This window comes from Neorhizobium tomejilense, assembly GCF_964254135.1.
Lineage (GTDB): Bacteria > Pseudomonadota > Alphaproteobacteria > Rhizobiales > Rhizobiaceae > Neorhizobium > Neorhizobium tomejilense.
In genome coordinates this window covers 3,922,501-3,940,586 of the sequence record NZ_CAXUSO020000001.1, presented here as the reverse complement: position 1 = coordinate 3,940,586, position 18,086 = coordinate 3,922,501, and the positions used below count along the sequence as shown (strand labels likewise).

Here is an 18,086-nt window from a genome sequence, read left to right as displayed (position 1 = left end):
TCAGCCCCAGAGCGCGGCGCGGACGGAGCCCGGCCACTCTTTTACGTCCAGACCGTGGGTGTGGAAGAGCGCAAGCGCGATGCGTTCGAGGCCGAAACCAACGCAGGCCGTGTGAGCGACGCTGCCATCCTCCAGGTTGAGGCCCCATTTCAGGCCGAAACTGTCCTGATGATAATTGAAGCTCATGCAGGCGGTGGGCTTGGCGACGGAGGTGATCGGGATCAGGAGTTCGAACTTCAGGTTCTGGTCGCGCTGGTTGTTGACCAGCATCTTGCCGGCGCGGCCGAAGAACGGGTCGTTGGCGATGTCGATCTCCACCTCGAGGCCGAGCGACTTCATCATCTCGACGCCGCGATCCATCCACAGCTGGCGAAAATCGGTGACGTGGCTCTCGGTGCCCATGCAGACATATTCGCGCATGCGGAAAAGCTGCTGGCGGGCCGGATCCTTGGAGGGCTCGTGGCGGAAGCAGTAGCTCTGCAGGTCGAAGAGAGCGCCGCCGGCTGGCAGGCTGCCGCGCCGCGCCACGGTCGGATAGAGCGGATAGCAGGCGGCCGGCGTCAGCACGATGTCGGTTGCTTCCTGGCCCTTGGTCCAGTCCTCCTCGCCGACTTCCATGCATTTCAGCAGGCTCATATGGTCGAGTTCGTTGCCGCAGAACGAATGCACCGTGCCGGCGAGCTGCGGAAAGCTCTTCATATAGCCGCTGGTCTCGAAGAAGGCGCGGTTCATGCCCGGCGGGAAGCGCATCGCCTCGGCACCGTCGCCGCCGCCGACCTTGTCGATCAACCGCTCGAAGGCGGCGATGACGTCTTCGAACTGGCCGCTGCGGCCATACAGGCCGTCGACGCCGGTCTCGATCAGCAGGCCTGCATCGAACAGGCGGTCGAGAAATGAAACTTGCATATCCATGGCTTTACCTCATTCTTTTCAATGGTTTACATATGAAATGATCGGGGCGTCAGCCGAGCAGGCTGGTGTCCGGTTTCTGAACGAGCAGCATGGTCGACGTATTGCCGAGGATGCGGTCGTTGGAAATCATCAGCTGGGCGGAATGCGCGTCGCGCAGATGCCGGCCGAGACTGTAGGGCGTGCCGTTCTTGTAGCCCATGATGCCGCAGATGATCATCGCCTGGTTGATGATGGTCAGGATCGTCTCGGAGGAAGCCAGCTTGACGTTGTTCATGGCGATCGAAAACGCCATGGACGACAGCTGGTCGTGATCCGCCTTGGCATCCGCGTAGATCCTGAGGCCGGAGAGGATGCCGGCCTTGAGGAGCTGCAGCAGGTTCGAGGCTTCGGCGAGCCTCAGCGCGCCGGGCGGCTGGGTGCCGCCGGCCTTGCGGGCGGCGGCGCGCACGAAGGCCTGGGCGCGCAGTACCGCATCGGCGGCGATCCCGTACCAGACCGCGCTCCAGAGGAGATGCGAGGTGGCGAGCATCGATTGCGCCGCGATCTCGGCGAACGGCTTTGGAAAGATCTGGACGGACGGCGCCTCGCCCCTGAAGAGGAAACCGTCGGAGCAGGTGCCGCGCATGCCGAGCGTATCCCAGTCGACGGTCTTCTGCAGGGTATACTGGCCTTGCTTGAAGACCGTCATGACCTGGTCGGTCGGTGCGGCCTTCTCGTTGGAGCGCGAGGTGACCATGATCACATCGGCGTGGGCGCCGTAGGAAATCACGGTCGCATCCTTGGTCAGGCGGCAGATGTCGCCATCGACCTCGATCGCGCAGATGGAGTTGCGCATATTGCCGCCGATGCCGCCCTCGGTCGTCGCGGAAGCGACGAGAAGCTGGCGGCCGGCAAGCTCGCGCATGAAGTCCCTATGCCATTCGCTGTCGCCACCGTGCTCCACCAGGCTCGAAACCTTGATCTGGTGCATGGCGAAAACCATGGCGCTCGCGGCGCAGGCCTGTCCCAGGATGGAGCAGACCTCGGCGATCTCGGCGATCGAAGCGCCCTCGCCGCCGAACGCGGCCGGGATCTGGATGCCGATCAGGCGCTCGGCCTTCATGGCGTCGACCGCCTCCCGGGGGAAGCGGCCGTCATGATCGACGCGGTCGGCAAATTCGGCCGCTACGGTTGCCACGCGGTGAGCGCGGGCGCTCAGGCTCATGTCGGCGGCAAAGGCGGGGAGGCTCATCTCAAGCGGCCTCGCGCGCTTTCAGGATATGCGAAACCGTCTGCTCGATCGCGGCTATGCTGGCGAAGGACTTGCGGTTCAAAAGGCTGTCGGGAAACTCGATGTCGAAAGCCTCTTCCAGGCCGAGCATCAGTTGTACGGATGCAAATGAGGAGAGGCCGGCCGCATAAAGATCGGCCCCGTCTTCCAGCTCGGTCACCGCGACCGGAAGGCCGCCTACCCGTGTGAGCAATTCGCGAATGGTCTCGTTCATCTCGACATCTCCGGATCGTTCAAATTCTGCGTTCATCGCTGGGGACGTTACTACGCGGGAAAGCCTAAGATTCCAGCAATAAACGTCGTGAAGTTAGGGCTGCGGGATTCCGTAAAATCCGATCGATCGCCATCCGCATGCCCCGGCTTGACATCAACGGCCCGCGGGTTTCTGATGGCGCCATTCACCAGGGGGGTCCCGTCAAGGGGCTGAGATACTGCTGGTCGGACCGGCTTTGGCCGGCCGAGGCGCAGTGACCCGTTGAACCTGATCCAGTTCATACTGGCGTAGGGACGGTGCGGGCGCTGCGGTAACAAGGGCGGGAAACCGTCCTTCGCATTCCGGGGTGTTTTTCCATCATTCCAACACTGGAACTGGGTCTCCAAACGTCAAACCTTGGAGCCTTGAACCATGAATATCGCAACCACCAAGCTCACTCCGGTCGTTACCACCGGCCCGCTTCCCGCCTCCACGAAGGTCCTGAAAGCAGGAACGATCCACCCGGACATCCGCGTGCCGATGCGCCAGATCGCGTTGCATCCGACCTCCGGCGAACCGCCGGTCACCGTCTACGATTCCTCCGGTCCCTATACCGTCGAAGGTGCCGCGATCAGCATCGATGCCGGCCTGCCGCGCCTGCGCGAAAGCTGGATTCTCGCCCGCGGCGACGTCGAAATCTATCAGGGCCGCATTGTCAGGCCGGAGGACAACGGCTTCGTGTCCGAAAGCCATCTGACGCCGGAATTCCCGGTCCGCAACCAGCCTTTCAAGTCAAAGGGAGGCAGGGCCGTCACCCAGCTCGCCTATGCGCGAGCCGGCATCATCACGCCGGAGATGGAATTCGTTGCCATCCGCGAGAACCTCGGCCGGCAGGCGGCCAGGGAACCGCTCGTCCGCGACGGTGAAAGTTTCGGTGCCCATGTGCCGGATTTCGTGACGCCCGAGTTCGTTCGGCGCGAAGTCGCGGAAGGCAGGGCAATCATTCCCGCCAACATCAACCATCCCGAATCCGAACCGATGATCATCGGCCGCAACTTCCTGGTGAAGATCAATGCCAATATCGGCAATTCGGCCGTCACCTCGTCGATGGCCGAGGAAGTCGAGAAGATGGTCTGGGCGATCCGCTGGGGCGCCGATACGGTCATGGACCTGTCGACCGGCCGCAACATCCACAATATCCGCGACTGGATCATCCGCAATTCGCCGGTGCCGATCGGCACCGTGCCGCTCTATCAGGCGCTCGAAAAGGTCAACGGCATTGCCGAGGACCTGACCTGGGAGGTCTATCGCGACACGCTGATCGAACAGGCCGAACAGGGCGTCGATTATTTCACCATCCATGCCGGCGTGCGGCTCGCCTATATCCCGCTCACCGTCAACCGCGTCACCGGCATCGTTTCCCGCGGCGGCTCGATCATGGCCAAGTGGTGTCTGCACCACCACAAGGAGAGTTTTCTCTACGAGCATTTCGAGGAGATCTGCGACATCGCCCGGGCCTGTGACGTCTCGTTCTCGCTCGGCGATGGTCTTCGCCCGGGTTCGATCGCCGATGCCAACGATGCGGCCCAGTTCGCGGAACTGGAGACCCTTGGGGAGCTGACGAAGATCGCCTGGGCGAAGGATTGCCAGGTGATGATAGAAGGCCCCGGCCATGTGCCGATGCACAAGATCAAGGCCAACATGGACAAGCAGCTCGCGGTCTGCGGCGAGGCGCCGTTCTATACGCTCGGGCCGCTGACCACCGATATCGCGCCGGGCTATGACCACATTACGTCGGGCATCGGGGCGGCGATGATCGGCTGGTTCGGCACGGCCATGCTCTGCTACGTGACGCCGAAGGAACATCTCGGCCTGCCGGACCGCAACGACGTCAAGGTTGGGGTCATCACCTACAAGATCGCCGCACATGCTGCCGATCTCGCCAAAGGCCATCCGGCGGCCCAGGTGCGCGACGACGCGCTGTCGCGCGCCCGCTTCGAGTTCCGCTGGGAGGACCAGTTCAACCTCTCCCTCGATCCGGAAACGGCCCGCTCGATGCATGACGAGACCTTGCCGAAGGAGGCGCACAAGGTGGCACATTTCTGCTCCATGTGCGGCCCGAAATTCTGCTCGATGCGGATTTCCCACGACATCCGCGCCGAAGCGCAGAAGGAGGGCCTGGAAGCCATGGCTGCGAAATATCGCGACGGTGGCGATCTTTATATGCCGGTCGAGAAAGGGTGATCAACTTCACGACCCCTGCCGGCCGCAACCGGCAGGGGTCGTTCGAACGTCAGAGCGCCATGCCGCCCGACACCTCGATGCGCTGGGCATTGACCCAGCGGTTGTCCTCGGACAGCAGCGAAGCAACCATCGGACCGATATCATCCGGTTCGCCGGCACGGCCAAGTGCCGTCATCTCGGCGACGCGCCTGTTGATCTCGGGATTGTCGCGCACCATGCCGCCGCTGAAATCGGTCATGATCGCACCGGGCGCCACCGTATTGACGGCGATGCCGCGTGCGCCAAGCTCCTTGGCCAGATACCGGGTCAGCACCTCGACCGCCCCCTTGATCGCCGCATAGGCGCCGCTGCCCGGAACGGTGATGCGGGTAAGCCCGGTGGAGAAGTTGACGATCCGGCCGCCGTCGCGGATCAGCGGCAACAGCTTCTGGGTCAGGAAGAAGACGCCCTTGAAATGGACATTGAAGAGCCCGTCCAGCTCCGCTTCGGTGGTCTTTTCGAAATCGCCATGATGCGACGTGCCGGCATTGTTGACGAGGAAATCGAATTTTTCGGCACCGAGCTCGGCCAGGGTTTCCTGCACCCGCCCGACGAACGCGTCGAACGACGCGACATCGCGGATGTCGAGCTGCAGTGCGATCGCCCTGCGCCCCAGTTCGCTCGCCGCGGCGGTCGTGGCTGCGGCTTCTGCCTGATTGGAGTTGTAGGTGAAGATCACGTCGATACCGCGCTTTGCAAGGCTGAGCACGGTGTTGCGGCCGAGACCGCGGCTGCCGCCGGTCACGATGGCGAGCTTGGCTGTCGATTTCTGAGATGTTTGATGCGTCATGATGGAGGTTCCTTGTCTGGATTGGATGGCCGGAAACTACGCCCCTCGGCCCTGCGCCTGAATGCCGGAACTTTCCCAGTTCTTGCCTGATCCTGCTCGCAGGCCTATGTCTTGGTCTTGGAACCTCGGAGGTGTGGCATGTCGACGGCCCTGCTCGATGCGGTAAAGCGGTTCACGGATGTGCAAACCGGCGCGAGCCCGTTCGCGACGGCGATCGAAGGGCTGACAATCCTGCGGTCGGACCACGAAAAGCGGCCGGATCATCTGATCTTCAAGCCGGCGCTTTGCGTCGTTCTGCAAGGCGCGAAATGGGCGGTGTTCGGCGACCGTCATGTGAATTACCGGGCGGGCCAGGCGCTCGTTGTCAGCGTCGAGATGCCGGCCTTCGGACGGGTCGCGGAGGCGAGCTCGACCGAGCCCTATCTCGGACTGATCATCGAATTCGATCTCGGCATCATGCGCGAGGTGATGGAGATTTTGCCTGCTCTGCCGGAGGCGAGCGGCGACGTGTCCTCGGGCATCTTCGTCAGCGATTTCGATGGCCCGCTTGCCGATTGCGCACTGCGTATGGTGCGGCTGCTCGATACGCCGACTGCGATCCCCCTGCTTCATCCCGCGATCATGCGGGAGATTTCCTATTGGCTGCTCACTGGTCCGCATGGCGGCGATGTCGTCAGGATGGCGCTCGGCAACGACCACACCCAGCGTATCGTCAGTGTCATTCACAGCCTGCGCGATCATTTCGCCGAGTCGGTCCGCATCGAGGATCTGGCGGACAAGGCCGGTTTGAGCCCGTCCGCCTTCCACCGAAAATTCAAGGCGATCACCTCGATGACGCCGCTCCAATACCAGAAACAGCTCCGGCTCCTGGAGGCGCGGCGCCTGATGGTCGCGGAAGCGGCGAATGTGGAAACGGCGGCGTTTCTCGTCGGCTACGAAAGCCCGTCGCAGTTCAGCCGCGAATACGCCCGCATGTTCGGCACCCCGCCGCGCCGCGATGTGACGGCGCTGCGGACAGTGGCGGCGTGAGAGCGCGCCTGTTCTCCCCTTTGCGCATGTGGATCCTCGGGTTTAACCCGAGGATGATCTGAGGATCCAAAGGCGGCGCTTCAACGTTTCCAACGACTTACCCTTTTCCTCATCCCCGCCCTTTTAACCCATGCCTATAATCCTCCCGCTTCCGTCACCGGAGTGTTTCGCGAGACGTTCGCGGGCAGGCGGAAGCCGGCGCTTTCATCAAAACCGTAACGTGCGGGGATGGTGGAAGAGGTGAAAGCCATGGGAGATGAAGTCTCCCTATCAAGCCTCCCCCGGACAGCCATGTCCGGTTCGGTTGAGCCGTGCAAGTGGCAGGCCTGTCCCGAAAGGATGGGCGCGAACAAAGCCACGCAGCGAGGCGAGATGATCAGCTGTAGAGGCCGGAAGCCTCGAAAGAACGCCGAAGGCCACGCGAATGCGGAGCCATATTATTATTTTACAACGAGGTTCCGCATTCGTGTGGGCTCTCCAATTCCGGGCCAAGCCACGGGCGCATTTCGCCGCGTGAACAAGAACCCGTGTCATTTCGGCGGATACGCATGCTCCCCGCCGCGGTAATCGCTGACGGAATAACAGCCGCCTTCGCTGCGCACGGCGCTTTCGCCGATCACCGCCTTGCCGTGGCCGCCGGGGATATCCAGGACATAGGTCGGCTGGCAGAGGCCGGAGATGGTGCCGCGCAGCGCCGAGACGATCTTCTGGCCTTCGGCGATATCCAGCCGGAAGTGGCTGGTGCCGGGTGCGAGATCCGGATGATGAAGGTAATAGGGCTTGATCCGGGTCTCGACGAAAGCCTTCATCAGGTCGCCAATCACCGCCGGATCGTCGTTGACGCCGCGCAAAAGCACCGTCTGGCTCACCATCGGAAAACCGGCATCGACCAGGCGGGCGCAGGCGGTCCGGGCGGCGTCGGTCATTTCGCGCGGGTGGTTGGCGTGCAGCGCGATGTAGACGACCTTGCCGCTTTCCTTCAGTGCCGCAATCATTGCCGCGTCGATGCGCTCCGGCTCGACGACGGGCACCCGCGTGTGGAAGCGGACGATCTTTACATGGGGGATCTCGGCAAGGCCGCGCATGATGGCAGCAAGCCGTCTCGGCGAAAGGACCAGCGGATCGCCGCCGGTGAGGATCACTTCCCAAATCTCCGGATGCTCGCGGATATAAGCGAGCGCCGCCGACAGTTCCTCGGGCGCCAGCGTCCCGTCGCCTTGCGGCCCGACCATCTCGCGGCGGAAGCAGAAGCGGCAATAGACCGGGCAGATATGCACGGCCTTCAGCAGCACCCGGTCCGGATAGCGGTGAACGATGCCCTTGACCGGGCTGTGCGCCTGATCGCCGATCGGGTCGGCACGCTCTTCCGGCGTCGTCAGCAATTCGTTCGGATCTGGCACGAACTGCCGGGCGATCGGATCGTTTTGATCGGTTCTGTCGATGAGCGAAACTACGGTTGGGGTCAGCGCGATCGCGTAGCGGTCTGCGATGGCTCGGATGCCGTCGAGCTTTTGGGGCTCGATCAGGCCGGCGGCCGCGAGATCTTCCGGGGTTTTCAATGAACGGACTGCGGTCACGAAAACACCTCCGCGACCGGCGCCCACATGACCTGTTCGATGCGGGTCGCACCGGTTGCCAGCATGGCGAGCCGGTCGAAGCCGAGTGCGGCACCGCTTGCGTCTGGCATGATCGAAAGCGCGTCGAGAAAGTCTTCGTCGATCGGATAACGTTCGCCGTAGATGCGGGATTTCTCGGCCATCTCGTGCTCGAAACGGCGTCGTTGCTCGCCGGCGTCGGTCAGTTCTCCGAAGGCGTTGGCAAGCTCGACGCCGCAGGCATAAAGCTCGAAACGTTCGGCGACGCGCGGATCGCGGGCGGACGGCCGGGCGAGCGCTGCCTCGGAAACAGGGTATTCGTGGAGGATCGTCGCGCGGTCCTGGCCGAGATGCGGCTCGACCTTCTCGACCAGCACCCTGCTGAAGAGGTCTGCCCAGGTGTCGTCTTCGGCAAAGCGGATATCGGACTTTTTCAGGCCGGCCGCCAGGAGATCGCGGTCGGTGTCGCCGTTCGCCGCGACCGAGGAGAGCAGGTCGATGCCGGCGAACCGGTCGAAGGCTTCAGCGAGCGTCAGGCGTTCCGGCTCGGCGAAAGGATCGACTTCCAGCCCGCGGAAGGCAAAGCGCCCGGTCCTGGTGGTATCGGCGGCCAGCGCCAGCATCTCGGCGCAATCGGCCATCAGCTGCTCGTAACTTTCGCCGACGCGGTACCATTCCAGCATGGTGAATTCCGGATGGTGCAGCGGCCCGCGTTCCCGGTTGCGGTAGACATGCGCGAAGGTGAAGATGCGCTCCTCGCCGGCGGCCAGCAGCTTCTTGGCGGCGAATTCCGGCGACGTGTGCAGATAGAGCGGCGCCTTGCCGCCATCGATGGCGATCGCTTCGGTTGCGAAGGCATGCAGATGGGTCTCGTTGCCTGGGGAAACCTGGAGCGTCGCCGTATCGACCTCGATGAAATCGCGCTGCGAGAAGAAGTCGCGCAACGTCGTCTGGACCGCGTTGCGGCCCATCAGGAAGGGCCGGCGGTCGGCGTGGTTTGCCGGCGTCCACCAGGGCGAGCGGGATATGGCAGGTCGCGACGAGCTCATTTACGGCTTTCTTCGCCGGTTCTCCCCGGCAAGGCTTCCACTTTGCGCGGTTTTGGAGTAGTTCCGGCCGGAAAACAGACGATCCGTCCTTCGGGCCGGTTATCGCCCGGTCCTCTACGACGCATTTTCGGCAGTTACAAGCCGGTTCGCACCACAAGGAATCCTATGGTCAAGGTCATCGCCTCTTCTGTCCGCAAGGGCAACGTCATCGATGTGGACGGCAAGCTTTATGTCGTTCTCACCGCCGAGAACTTCCATCCCGGCAAGGGCACGCCTGTCACGCAGGTCAATATGCGCCGCATCGTCGACGGCGTGAAGGTGTCCGAGCGCTGGCGGACGACCGAGCAGGTCGAGCGCGCCTTCGTCGAGGACGTCAACCACCAGTTCCTCTATCAAGACGGCGAAGGCTTCCATTTCATGAACCCGGAAAACTACGACCAGGTCGTGGTGGACGTGGATACGATGGGCGACCAGAAGGCCTATCTTCAGGAAGGCATGACCTGCGTTCTCTCCATGCATGAAGGCATTGCGCTGGCTCTTCAGCTGCCGCGCCACGTGACGCTCGAGATCGTCGAGACCGAACCGGTCGTCAAGGGCCAGACGGCTTCCTCGTCCTACAAGCCGGCCATGCTGTCGAACGGCATCCGCACCGCGGTTCCGCCGCATGTCGATGCCGGCACCCGCGTCGTGATCGCCACCGAAGACAATTCCTACGTCGAGCGCGCCAAGAACTGATCGTCAATTGATCGTCCCCGGCCTTTCCGGGCATGATAAAAAAACCTCCGAAGCGCTGGCTCCGGAGGTTTTTTGTTGTCGGTTATGTTGAGGCGGAGCCTACTTCTTGACGACCACCGATGCGACCTTGGTATCGGTCTTGCCGAAGGCGTAACCGCCGCCGATCGCCACATTGAGCGAGACGTAGTCCTGCGCCATCTGACGCACGGCGGCAGCGAGGTTCGACTGTGCGGTCGAGACCTCACGTTGGGCGTCGAGAACGTCGAGCAGCGAGGAGGCGCCGTCACGATAGCTGGCGGTACCGAGCTGCAGGGCTTCTTCGTAGGACTTCACAGTTGCCTGAAGTGCGGAAACCGTGCGGCTGTCGCGGGCGACTGCGGCCAATGCATTTTCCACTTCCTCGACCGCGTTCAGAACCGACTGCTTCCAGGCGAGATACTGTCCGCGGGCGCTGGATTCGGCGATCTTGACGTTGCCGCGCAGACGGCCGCCGTCGAAGATCGGCAGGCTCAGCTGCGGACCGAAGGACCAGGTCAGGGCCCGGGTATCCAGGCTGCCGGCAATGGCGTTGTATCTCGGAGAAATGGAGCCTCCGAGCGTAATGGCCGGATAGAGCTGGGCCTCGGCGACGCCGATTTCGGCGACTGCCGATGCGAGTTGGCGTTCCGCGGCCCGGATGTCCGGACGGTTGCGGATCAGGTCCGCCGGGACGCCGGCCTTGGTGCTGAAGCGGGCGACCGGCTGGCGGGCGCCTTTCTGCAGTTCGGGAACGAGCGACGACGCAGGCATGGCGAGAAGCGTGGCGACACGGTGCGCCGCACCCCGGAAACTCGTTTCCAGGCCCGGAATTTCCGCGATCGTCGAATTGACCAAGCCTTCCGACTGGACGACATCGAGACGGGACGCGGCGCCGGCATCAAGCTGAAGCTTGGTGAGGCTTAGCGTTTCGCGCCGCGAATCGAGGTTCCGGCGGGCAATCGCAATACGCTCCTGATAGTAGCGTACGTCGATATAGGCCGCGGCGATCTGAGACAGGAACGAGAGACGTGCAACGTCCTCGCTGGCATAGGCAGCATCGAGGCTTGCGAGCGCACTTTCCTTCGAACGCCTGTAGAGGCCGAAAAGATCGAGGAACCAGGACGCATCGGCAGTACCCGCCGTGACGGTCGTCCGCGAGAACGAACCCGGGCTGGTACGAGTGCCGGTGGTCGTGCTGGCGGCCGAGAGATCCAGCGACGGGAGAGCGCCCGCGCCGGCGACGGTAACGTTGGCCTCGGCAGACGTGATCCGCTCCAGAGCCTGGAGGATATCGAGGTTCTGACCGATCCCCTGATTTACATAGCCGTTCAGACGGCTGTCATTAAATGCGGTCCACCAGGCAACCTGCGAAACATCGCCGTTGCTGGTCTTGCCGGCTTCGGCAAATTTACCCGGAAGAGCAATTTCCGGCGCCTTGTGATCTGGACCGACGACGCAGCCCGAAAGCAGCAGCATAGTGAGAGGAGCAACAACACGAATGGATAACATTTTTCTGTCCCAGTGCCCTATAACGCGTGGAAGGTCAGCACTCATGCCTCTTCCGATTGTCCCGTCAGCAGCGATTCGCATAGCTTCTGACGGCATTAAAGGTCGAATACGTTAACGAACGTAATCGCCATCCTACTCTTTTTCACGCTTTGATAACCGTCTAACGACAACAAAGAAGGACGGAACGAAGAAAATTCCGAGAAGTGTTGCAGAAAGCATACCACCCAGCACGCCGACGCCGATGGCGTTCTGCGCGGCGGATCCAGCGCCGGTTGCGATTGCCAGCGGCACGACGCCGAGGATGAAAGCGAGCGATGTCATGACGATTGGCCTCAGTCGCAGGCGCGCGGCCTCGAGGGTGGCCTCGATCATTTTCATCCCGCCGGCCTGACGATCCTTGGCGAATTCGACAATCAGAATGGCGTTCTTCGCCGCCAGGCCGATCGTCGTCAGGAGCCCGACCTTGAAGTAGACGTCGTTCGACTGGCCGAAGAAATACGCGGCGGAAAGCGCACCGAGCACGCCGATCGGCACGGCCAATATGACCGAGAACGGGATCGACCAGCTTTCATAGAGCGCCGCAAGGCAGAGGAAGACGATCAGGACCGATAGGGCGTAGAGCATCGGCGCCTGCGAGCCGGACAGCCGTTCCTGGTAGGAAATGCCCTGCCAGGCCACCGAATAACCGCCAGGCAGTGCGGACGTCAGCCTCTGCATCTCGTCCATGGCCTGGCCGGTACTGACGCCGGGACCCGCCGCGCCGTCGAAAGGAATGGCGCTGGTGCCGTTGAAGCGCGCAAGCTGCGGCGTGCCGTTGATCCACTGGACGGTGCTGAAGGCGGAGAAGGGAACCATCTCGCCGCTGGTGTTGCGGGCGAACCAGTGTTTCAGGTCGTCCGGCTGCATACGATAGGGCGCATCCCCCTGGACATAGACCGGCTTCAGTTCGTTGTTGAGGGTGAAGTCGTTGACGTCGCGTCCAGCGAAGATCGTCGCCAGCATCGAGTTGACCGAAGCGAGGTCGACGCCCATCGCGCCCAGCTTTTCCTGGTCGAGCAGGATCTTGAGCTGGGTTTCGGACCGCTGGGTGCTGCTGCGCAGCGAACTGATGTTCGGATTGCCGGTGCCGGCCTGAATGAGTTGCTGCGATGCCGTGGTCAGCGCCGCATTGCCGTTGTTGCCGCTGTCGACCAGATACATGGAGAAGCCGCTCGACGTGCCCAGCCCCTGGATGGCCGGCGGCAGAAGCGCGAAGACCTGCGCATCGCGGATGCTGAAGAAATACCCGCTCGCCCGCTGGACGATAGCTGCAGCAGACTGCTCCGGCCTGGTTCGCTCCGCGAAATCCTTGAGCTTGGTGAAGACGATCGCATTGTTCTGGCCGCTTCCGCTGAAGCTGAAGCCGAGGACGCCGAATACAGCATCCACATTGTCCTTTTCCTTTTCGAGGAAATAGGCCTCGACCTTCTTGACCGCCTCGTCGGTGCGCGGCGTGGTGGCGCCGACGGGCGTCTGGATGATGGTCAGCAGAACGCCCTGGTCTTCCTGCGGAAGAAAGGAATTCGGCAGCCTGGTGAAAAGCCAGGCGCAGCCGCCGATCACCAGCAGGAACACCAGCATCACACGGAACGGGCGCTTCAGGAGATAGCCGATGGTGCTGACATATCCGCTCGTAGACCGCTCGAAACCGAGATTGAACAGGGCGCCGATACCGCGACGTTTCTTGTGATGGTCGATCGGCTTCAGCATGGTGGCGCAAAGCGCCGGCGTCAGCACGATGGCGACCAGTGCCGAAAGCAGCATGGCGGACACGATGGTGATCGAGAACTGCCGGTAGATGATGCCGGTCGAGCCACCGAAAAAGGCCATCGGGATAAACACAGCCGTCAGGACGAGCGCGATGCCGATAATGGCCCCGGTGATCTCGCCCATGGACTTTTCGGTCGCTTCGAGCGGACTCAAGCCCTCCTCGTCCATGATGCGCTCGACGTTCTCGACGACGACGATGGCGTCGTCGACCAGAAGGCCGATGGCCAGAACCATGGCGAACATCGTCAGCGTGTTGATGGAATATCCGGTCATCGCCAGCACCCCGAACGTGCCGAGCAGGACGACGGGCACCGCAATCATCGGGATCAGCGTCGCACGCAGATTTTGCAGGAAGACGAGCAGGACCACGAAAACCAGGATGATCGCTTCGATGAGCGTGTGGACGACCTTCTCGATCGAAAGCTGCACGAAGGGCGTCGTATCATAGGGATAGGTGATCTCGACGCCGTCCGGAAGATTGGGTCCGATGGCGGTCAGCGCCTCCCTGACGCGTGCGGCGGTATCGAGAGCGTTGGCGCCGGTGGCGAGGTTCACGGCGAAACCGGTGGACGGCAGGCCGTTCTGGCGGGAACCGCCGCCATAACTCTCTTCGCCGATCTCGACGCGGGCAACATCGCTGAGGCGCACCGTCGCGCCGTCCTGTTCGACCTTGAGGATGATCCGCTCGAAATCGTCGACCGTCGTCAGCTGGCTTTGCGCGGTCATGGTGACCGTCAGCTGCTGCTCCGCCTTGGCCGGAAGACCGCCGAGCGCGCCGACCGAAACCTGGGTGTTCTGGGACTGGATCGCGGACGTCACATCGGCGGGCGTCAGCTGGTATTTCTGCAGCTTGTAGGGATCGAGCCAGACGCGCATTGCGTAACCGGACCCGAAGATGTCGATGCTGCCGACGCCTTCCAGGCGCTTGACCTGATCCTCGATCTGCGTGGAAAACAGGTCGCCGAGATCGACGGAGCTTCGCTTCTTGTCGGTGGAAACCAGGGCGCCGACCATCAGGATGCTCGAGGTCGAACGGGCGACCTCGATGCCTGCCTGCTGCACCACATCGGGGAGCTGCGACTGTACGAGTTGCAGCTTGTTCTGCACCTGAACCTGGGCGATGTCCGGAAGAACGCTGCTGCCGAAGGTCAGTGTGACGTTGGCGCGGCCGGTCGAGGAGGAGGAAGTCATATAGGTGAGGTCGTCAAGGCCGGTCATGCCGTCCTCGATGATCGTCGTCACCGATTTCTCCACGGTTTCCGCGCTTGCACCGTTGTAGCTTGCCGTGATCCTGACCGTGGTCGGCGCAATGTCGGGATATTGCGAGATCGAGAGCGTCGCAATGGCGAGCGCGCCGCCGAGCATGATGACGATCGCGATGACCCAGGCGAATACCGGTCGCCGGATAAAGAACTTGGCCATTCAGATTATTCCTTGCCGCGTTTCGTCATGATCGGTTCCGCTCGGGGCCTCACGGCTTTGCAGCGGCTGGTTTCGGCGCCTCGACGACGAAACCCTTGTCGTCGACGGTCGCCTCGACCGGTTGAACCGTGGCGCCATCGGCGATCCACTGGAAGCCGTCGACGACCAGGCGGTCGCCATCGGTTACGCCCTGCGTGACCAGCCAGTTGCTGCCGGAAACGCCGCTGGTCGGGAAGATGCGGGTCTCGACCTTGCCGTCCGCCGTGACGAACTTGGCGGAAAGCTCCCCGCGGGCATTGCGCGTCGCGGCGCGCTGCGGGATCAGGTAACCGTTCTCGTTGCCGAGGGTGACGGTGGCGCGCATATAGGTGCCCGGCAGGATCATGTCGCTCGGATTGTCGAACAGCGCGCGGATCTGATAGGTGCCGGTCGTCTCGCTGACGGCCATGTCGGCCATGTCCAGCTTGCCGGTCAGCGGGTAGTCCGTGCCGTCTTCAAGGGTCAGGCGGATATCGGCCTTGCGCGGATCGCCGCTCAGGCGGCCGGAAGCCATGGCCGAGCGCAGTTCGAGAAGGTTGGTGCTGGAATCGATCAGGTCGATGTAGATCGGATCGAGACGGCGCAGCGTGGTCAATGCCGTCGTCTGGTTGGCGGTGACGATATTGCCGATGCTGACATTGGAGATCGACGTGACGCCGTCGAAGGGCGCCCGGATTTCGGTCAGGTCGAGATTGATCTGGGCGGCATTGAGCGCGGCATTGGCCTGTTCGACATCCGCCTGCGCCTGGAGAAGCGTCACCCGCGCGCTCTCATATTCGATCTGTGTCGCACCGCTGTTGACCAGCCGCTCATAGCGGGAGAGGTTCGCCTGGGCGCTCGGGATACTGGCTTCCGCCTTCGAGACGGTCGCCTTCGCCTGGGCGACCTCGGCCGCATAGGTGCTGTCCTCGATCTTGTAGAGAAGGTCTCCGGCCTTGACCTCGTTGCCCTGCTTGAAGGCGATCTGCTTGATCTCCCCGGTGACGCGCGGGCGGATGTCGGCGATCTGGAAGGGTGCAGCCCGGCCCGGCAGGACGGCCGTGCTCGGCTGCTCGGACTTCTTCATGATCACTACGCTGACCGGCTGAGGCGGGCGCTGCGGGGCGCCGCCTGCCGCACCGTTGCCGGCCGGCGTCTGGCCCGAATCGCTGCAGGCAGCGAGTGCTGCGGAAAAAAGCAGGGGAAGTATCAGTTTGCGTCCGGTCATGGCGTCATCCAAGGCAAAACATCTGGGCGTCGCCTCGGCAGGCGGAATGTGCCGGGGCGGAAGGCGGGGAGATTAACCCGTCTTAGGCGGTCGGAACAGTAGTGGTCGAAAACGTAAGTTCAACCGGCGTTCCAGGTTCGCGAAAGTGACGTAAATATAAAACCGTCACTTGGCAAGCGGATTTTGCAGCGCAGCATTCACAAGTCTGGCAAGGCCATTGCAGCGGTCATGCAATTCCGCCTCGCCCGCCTTGGCCAGGAGGACCGGATGCAGCACGCTCGCAAAGGCTGCCGCCACATGCTGGCTGATCGCCTGCGGGTCGGTGCATTTGTAGGCGCCGCTTTCGACGCCCTGCCGGATCAGATCGGCAAACAGGTTCTCGATCAGCCGCCGGTAATGCTGGCCGCTCGGAAGATCGGCTTCCGACATCAGGAAGATCATCTCGAACAGGAAGGGATTGTCGCGGAGGTCCTGGAGATGCGCCTCCATCAGCTTGCGGACGACGATCGCCAGCCGCTCGGGCGCCGGCGCCGGCTCGTCGAGTGTCTCAAACCGGCCGATCATGCGGCTGATATGCCGGTCGCAAATGGCATCCGCCAGGGATGCCTTGGAATGGAAATGCTTGAAGATGTTGGCGGGCGACATATGCAGCGCATGGGCGACGTCGGCGATCGAACACTTGGCAATCCCCCGTTCACGGAAGAGCGTCTCTGCCGTGTTGAGGATATCGCCCCGGGTTTCTTCCGCCTTGCGTCTCGGTCTGCGCACTCTGTCCTCTTCTGAACGTTGGCCTCTTTTAAGCGCCGGCCTCTTCAAAAACGCTGGATGGGACTTCAACCCGCGGTAAAATAGGGCGCCAGGTTCCGGCGGATACGGTCGAGCACGGTCGCGCCGCTCGTATCGGGCACAAAGGTCTCGCCGGTGATCGTCTCGTATGCCGTGCGGTAGACCTTGGCGGTCTCCTCCACGAGCTCGGCGGGGATCGCGGGAATCTCATCCTTATAGGGGTCGCAACGCTCGACCACCCAGGACCGGATGAAATCCTTGTCGAAACTCTTCGGCCGCGTGCCGTTGCGGAAGGCCTCACTATAACTGTCGGCGATCCAGTAGCGGCTGCTGTCCGGCGTATGGATCTCGTCGGCAAGGATGATGGTGCCCTCGGCATCCGTGCCGAACTCGTATTTGGTATCGACGAGAATCAGGCCGCGTTGCGCCGCCAGCTGCTGCCCGCGCGCAAAAAGCGCCAGCGCATAACGGGAGAGGGTCGTCCATTGTTCGGCGGTCAGAAGCCCCTGCTCGACGATCTCGCTCGGCGTCAGGGGTTCGTCGTGACCGCCGTCGAAGGCCTTGCTGGTCGGCGTGATGACCGGGGCGGGCAGGATCTCGTTGTCCTTGAGGCCGTCCGGGAGGTCGAGCCCGTACATGGTCCGCTCTCCTCTCTTATATAGGGTGAGCAGCGACGTGCCTGTCGTGCCGGCAAGATAGCCGCGCACGACGATCTCGACGGGCAGGATGTCGAGACGCTTGCCGATCACCACATTCGGATCCGGATAGGCGATCACATGGTTGGGGCAGATGTCCTTTGTCGCCTCGAACCAGTATCGCGCGGTCTGGGTGAGCACATGCCCCTTGTCGGGGATCGCGGTCAGGATGCGATCGAACGCGCTGAGGCGATCTGTTGCGATGATGATGCGGCTGCCGTCCGGCAGATCGTAGTTCTCGCGTACCTTGCCGCGATAGGGGTTCGGCAATTCGGGAATGAAGGCATCGGAGAGAACGCGCACAGGGACCACTTTCCAGAGAGTTTCGGGGGCATCCTGCTATCGCATGTTTTGCCGCAGCGGCACAAGAATGGAAGGAATGGCCGCCTTCATGGGTGAAATCGGTCCCGCGGTCGATGAAGAGCCCTATATAGAGTGCAGTTAACGAATATTAACGCCTCAGGATTCTCCAAAATCTGGTATTCTCCTGCGAAAACAAATAGTTGTACGATTTCTCAAGATTTCTGAATCAATGCTGTTGACTTCAAATGGTGGTGGGATCTATAACCCGCTCACTGAACGAGGGCGGCGGCGCTGCTGGCGACGACGACTTTCGTTCTACAGAAATCACTGATTGATTGGCGCATGCTGGTTGGGACCGAGTTTCGGTTTGGTCTCTTGGGGTGTTGCTGTTTCGAGAAGTTTTGACGGTTAGGCCTTTGGGTTTTGAAGCGTCGGTTATTTG

At 62.2% G+C, this 18,086-nt stretch carries 14 protein-coding genes and 1 riboswitch; of the genes, 3 read left to right on the top strand and 11 right to left on the bottom strand.

The genetic code is table 11. From position 1 onward, the window contains the following. From ACSQ3G_RS19440 to ACSQ3G_RS19430, 3 genes are read right to left on the bottom strand one after another with little or no spacing between them, the layout of a single operon-like run. On the bottom strand, positions 1 to 912 hold the full coding sequence (locus ACSQ3G_RS19440) for an amino acid--[acyl-carrier-protein] ligase (RefSeq protein ID WP_046668199.1): 912 nt from the start codon (positions 910 to 912) through the stop codon (positions 1 to 3). Positions 913 to 961: 49 nt separating this feature from the next. Next, positions 962 to 2,143 (bottom strand): acyl-CoA dehydrogenase family protein, encoded by a 1,182-nt coding sequence (locus ACSQ3G_RS19435; protein WP_436111195.1) that lies wholly within the window; start codon positions 2,141 to 2,143, stop codon positions 962 to 964. Position 2,144: 1 nt separating this feature from the next. Beyond that, a complete protein-coding gene (locus tag ACSQ3G_RS19430; protein WP_046606773.1) occupies positions 2,145 to 2,396 on the bottom strand; it encodes an acyl carrier protein in 252 nt (83 codons plus the stop codon). Positions 2,397 to 2,575: 179 nt separating this feature from the next. Continuing rightward, positions 2,576 to 2,708, top strand: a riboswitch (TPP riboswitch). A 99-nt stretch (positions 2,709 to 2,807) separates the two neighbouring features. On the opposite strand from ACSQ3G_RS19430, the gene thiC reads away from it, so the two are divergent. Then, positions 2,808 to 4,619: a phosphomethylpyrimidine synthase ThiC gene (thiC, locus tag ACSQ3G_RS19425; protein WP_436111194.1), complete on the top strand. Its 1,812-nt coding sequence runs from the start codon at positions 2,808 to 2,810 to the stop codon at positions 4,617 to 4,619. A 49-nt stretch (positions 4,620 to 4,668) separates the two neighbouring features. On the opposite strand, the gene ACSQ3G_RS19420 is transcribed toward thiC, so the two are convergent. Next, positions 4,669 to 5,448, bottom strand: a complete 780-nt coding sequence (locus ACSQ3G_RS19420; RefSeq protein ID WP_436111193.1) for an SDR family NAD(P)-dependent oxidoreductase — start codon at positions 5,446 to 5,448, stop codon at positions 4,669 to 4,671. 138 nt (positions 5,449 to 5,586) lie between these two features. On the opposite strand from ACSQ3G_RS19420, the gene ACSQ3G_RS19415 reads away from it, so the two are divergent. Then, on the top strand, positions 5,587 to 6,477 hold the full coding sequence (locus tag ACSQ3G_RS19415) for an AraC family transcriptional regulator (RefSeq protein ID WP_436111192.1): 891 nt from the start codon (positions 5,587 to 5,589) through the stop codon (positions 6,475 to 6,477). Between the two features lie 530 nt (positions 6,478 to 7,007). Here the strand turns inward: ACSQ3G_RS19415 and ACSQ3G_RS19410 are convergent. Both ACSQ3G_RS19410 and epmA read right to left on the bottom strand, forming a co-directional pair. Then, entirely contained in the window at positions 7,008 to 8,054 is a 1,047-nt protein-coding gene (locus ACSQ3G_RS19410) for a lysine-2,3-aminomutase-like protein (protein WP_436111191.1), read from the bottom strand. Beyond that, positions 8,051 to 9,121 (bottom strand): EF-P lysine aminoacylase EpmA, encoded by a 1,071-nt coding sequence (gene epmA, locus ACSQ3G_RS19405; RefSeq protein ID WP_436111190.1) that lies wholly within the window; start codon positions 9,119 to 9,121, stop codon positions 8,051 to 8,053. Before epmA ends, ACSQ3G_RS19410 begins: the two co-directional genes overlap by 4 nt. A 165-nt stretch (positions 9,122 to 9,286) precedes the next feature. On the opposite strand from epmA, the gene efp reads away from it, so the two are divergent. Then, positions 9,287 to 9,856 (top strand): elongation factor P, encoded by a 570-nt coding sequence (efp, locus tag ACSQ3G_RS19400; protein ID WP_038591328.1) that lies wholly within the window; start codon positions 9,287 to 9,289, stop codon positions 9,854 to 9,856. Between the two features lie 99 nt (positions 9,857 to 9,955). On the opposite strand, the gene ACSQ3G_RS19395 is transcribed toward efp, so the two are convergent. From ACSQ3G_RS19395 to ACSQ3G_RS19375, 5 genes are all read right to left on the bottom strand, one after another. Next, positions 9,956 to 11,383: an efflux transporter outer membrane subunit gene (locus ACSQ3G_RS19395; protein WP_436111189.1), complete on the bottom strand. Its 1,428-nt coding sequence runs from the start codon at positions 11,381 to 11,383 to the stop codon at positions 9,956 to 9,958. A gap of 132 nt (positions 11,384 to 11,515) precedes the next feature. Beyond that, positions 11,516 to 14,614, bottom strand: coding sequence for an efflux RND transporter permease subunit (locus ACSQ3G_RS19390; protein WP_436111188.1), 3,099 nt, complete (start codon positions 14,612 to 14,614; stop codon positions 11,516 to 11,518). A 49-nt stretch (positions 14,615 to 14,663) separates the two neighbouring features. Further along, positions 14,664 to 15,860, bottom strand: a complete 1,197-nt coding sequence (locus tag ACSQ3G_RS19385; protein ID WP_436111187.1) for an efflux RND transporter periplasmic adaptor subunit — start codon at positions 15,858 to 15,860, stop codon at positions 14,664 to 14,666. Between the two features lie 165 nt (positions 15,861 to 16,025). Further along, the gene (locus ACSQ3G_RS19380) at positions 16,026 to 16,628 is read right to left on the bottom strand and encodes a TetR family transcriptional regulator (protein ID WP_436111186.1); all 603 of its coding nucleotides are present in this window, start codon (positions 16,626 to 16,628) and stop codon (positions 16,026 to 16,028) included. Between the two features lie 65 nt (positions 16,629 to 16,693). Next, the gene (locus ACSQ3G_RS19375; protein WP_436111185.1) at positions 16,694 to 17,644 is read right to left on the bottom strand and encodes a phosphoribosylaminoimidazolesuccinocarboxamide synthase; all 951 of its coding nucleotides are present in this window, start codon (positions 17,642 to 17,644) and stop codon (positions 16,694 to 16,696) included. Positions 17,645 to 18,086 lie beyond the last annotated feature (442 nt).

Bases quoted from the DNA above. Each gene is read 5' to 3' on its own strand.
- thiC (WP_436111194.1), top strand. From the start codon at position 2,808: ATGAATATCGCAACCACCAAGCTCACTCCGGTCGTTACCACCGGCCCG.
- epmA (WP_436111190.1), bottom strand. From the start codon at position 9,121: ATGAGCTCGTCGCGACCTGCCATATCCCGCTCGCCCTGGTGGACGCCG.
- ACSQ3G_RS19440 (WP_046668199.1), bottom strand. From the start codon at position 912: ATGGATATGCAAGTTTCATTTCTCGACCGCCTGTTCGATGCAGGCCTG.
- ACSQ3G_RS19390 (WP_436111188.1), bottom strand. From the start codon at position 14,614: ATGGCCAAGTTCTTTATCCGGCGACCGGTATTCGCCTGGGTCATCGCG.
- ACSQ3G_RS19395 (WP_436111189.1), bottom strand. From the start codon at position 11,383: ATGTTATCCATTCGTGTTGTTGCTCCTCTCACTATGCTGCTGCTTTCG.
- ACSQ3G_RS19415 (WP_436111192.1), top strand. From the start codon at position 5,587: ATGTCGACGGCCCTGCTCGATGCGGTAAAGCGGTTCACGGATGTGCAA.
- ACSQ3G_RS19435 (WP_436111195.1), bottom strand. From the start codon at position 2,143: ATGAGCCTCCCCGCCTTTGCCGCCGACATGAGCCTGAGCGCCCGCGCT.
- efp (WP_038591328.1), top strand. From the start codon at position 9,287: ATGGTCAAGGTCATCGCCTCTTCTGTCCGCAAGGGCAACGTCATCGAT.
- ACSQ3G_RS19385 (WP_436111187.1), bottom strand. From the start codon at position 15,860: ATGACCGGACGCAAACTGATACTTCCCCTGCTTTTTTCCGCAGCACTC.
- ACSQ3G_RS19420 (WP_436111193.1), bottom strand. From the start codon at position 5,448: ATGACGCATCAAACATCTCAGAAATCGACAGCCAAGCTCGCCATCGTG.
- ACSQ3G_RS19430 (WP_046606773.1), bottom strand. From the start codon at position 2,396: ATGAACGAGACCATTCGCGAATTGCTCACACGGGTAGGCGGCCTTCCG.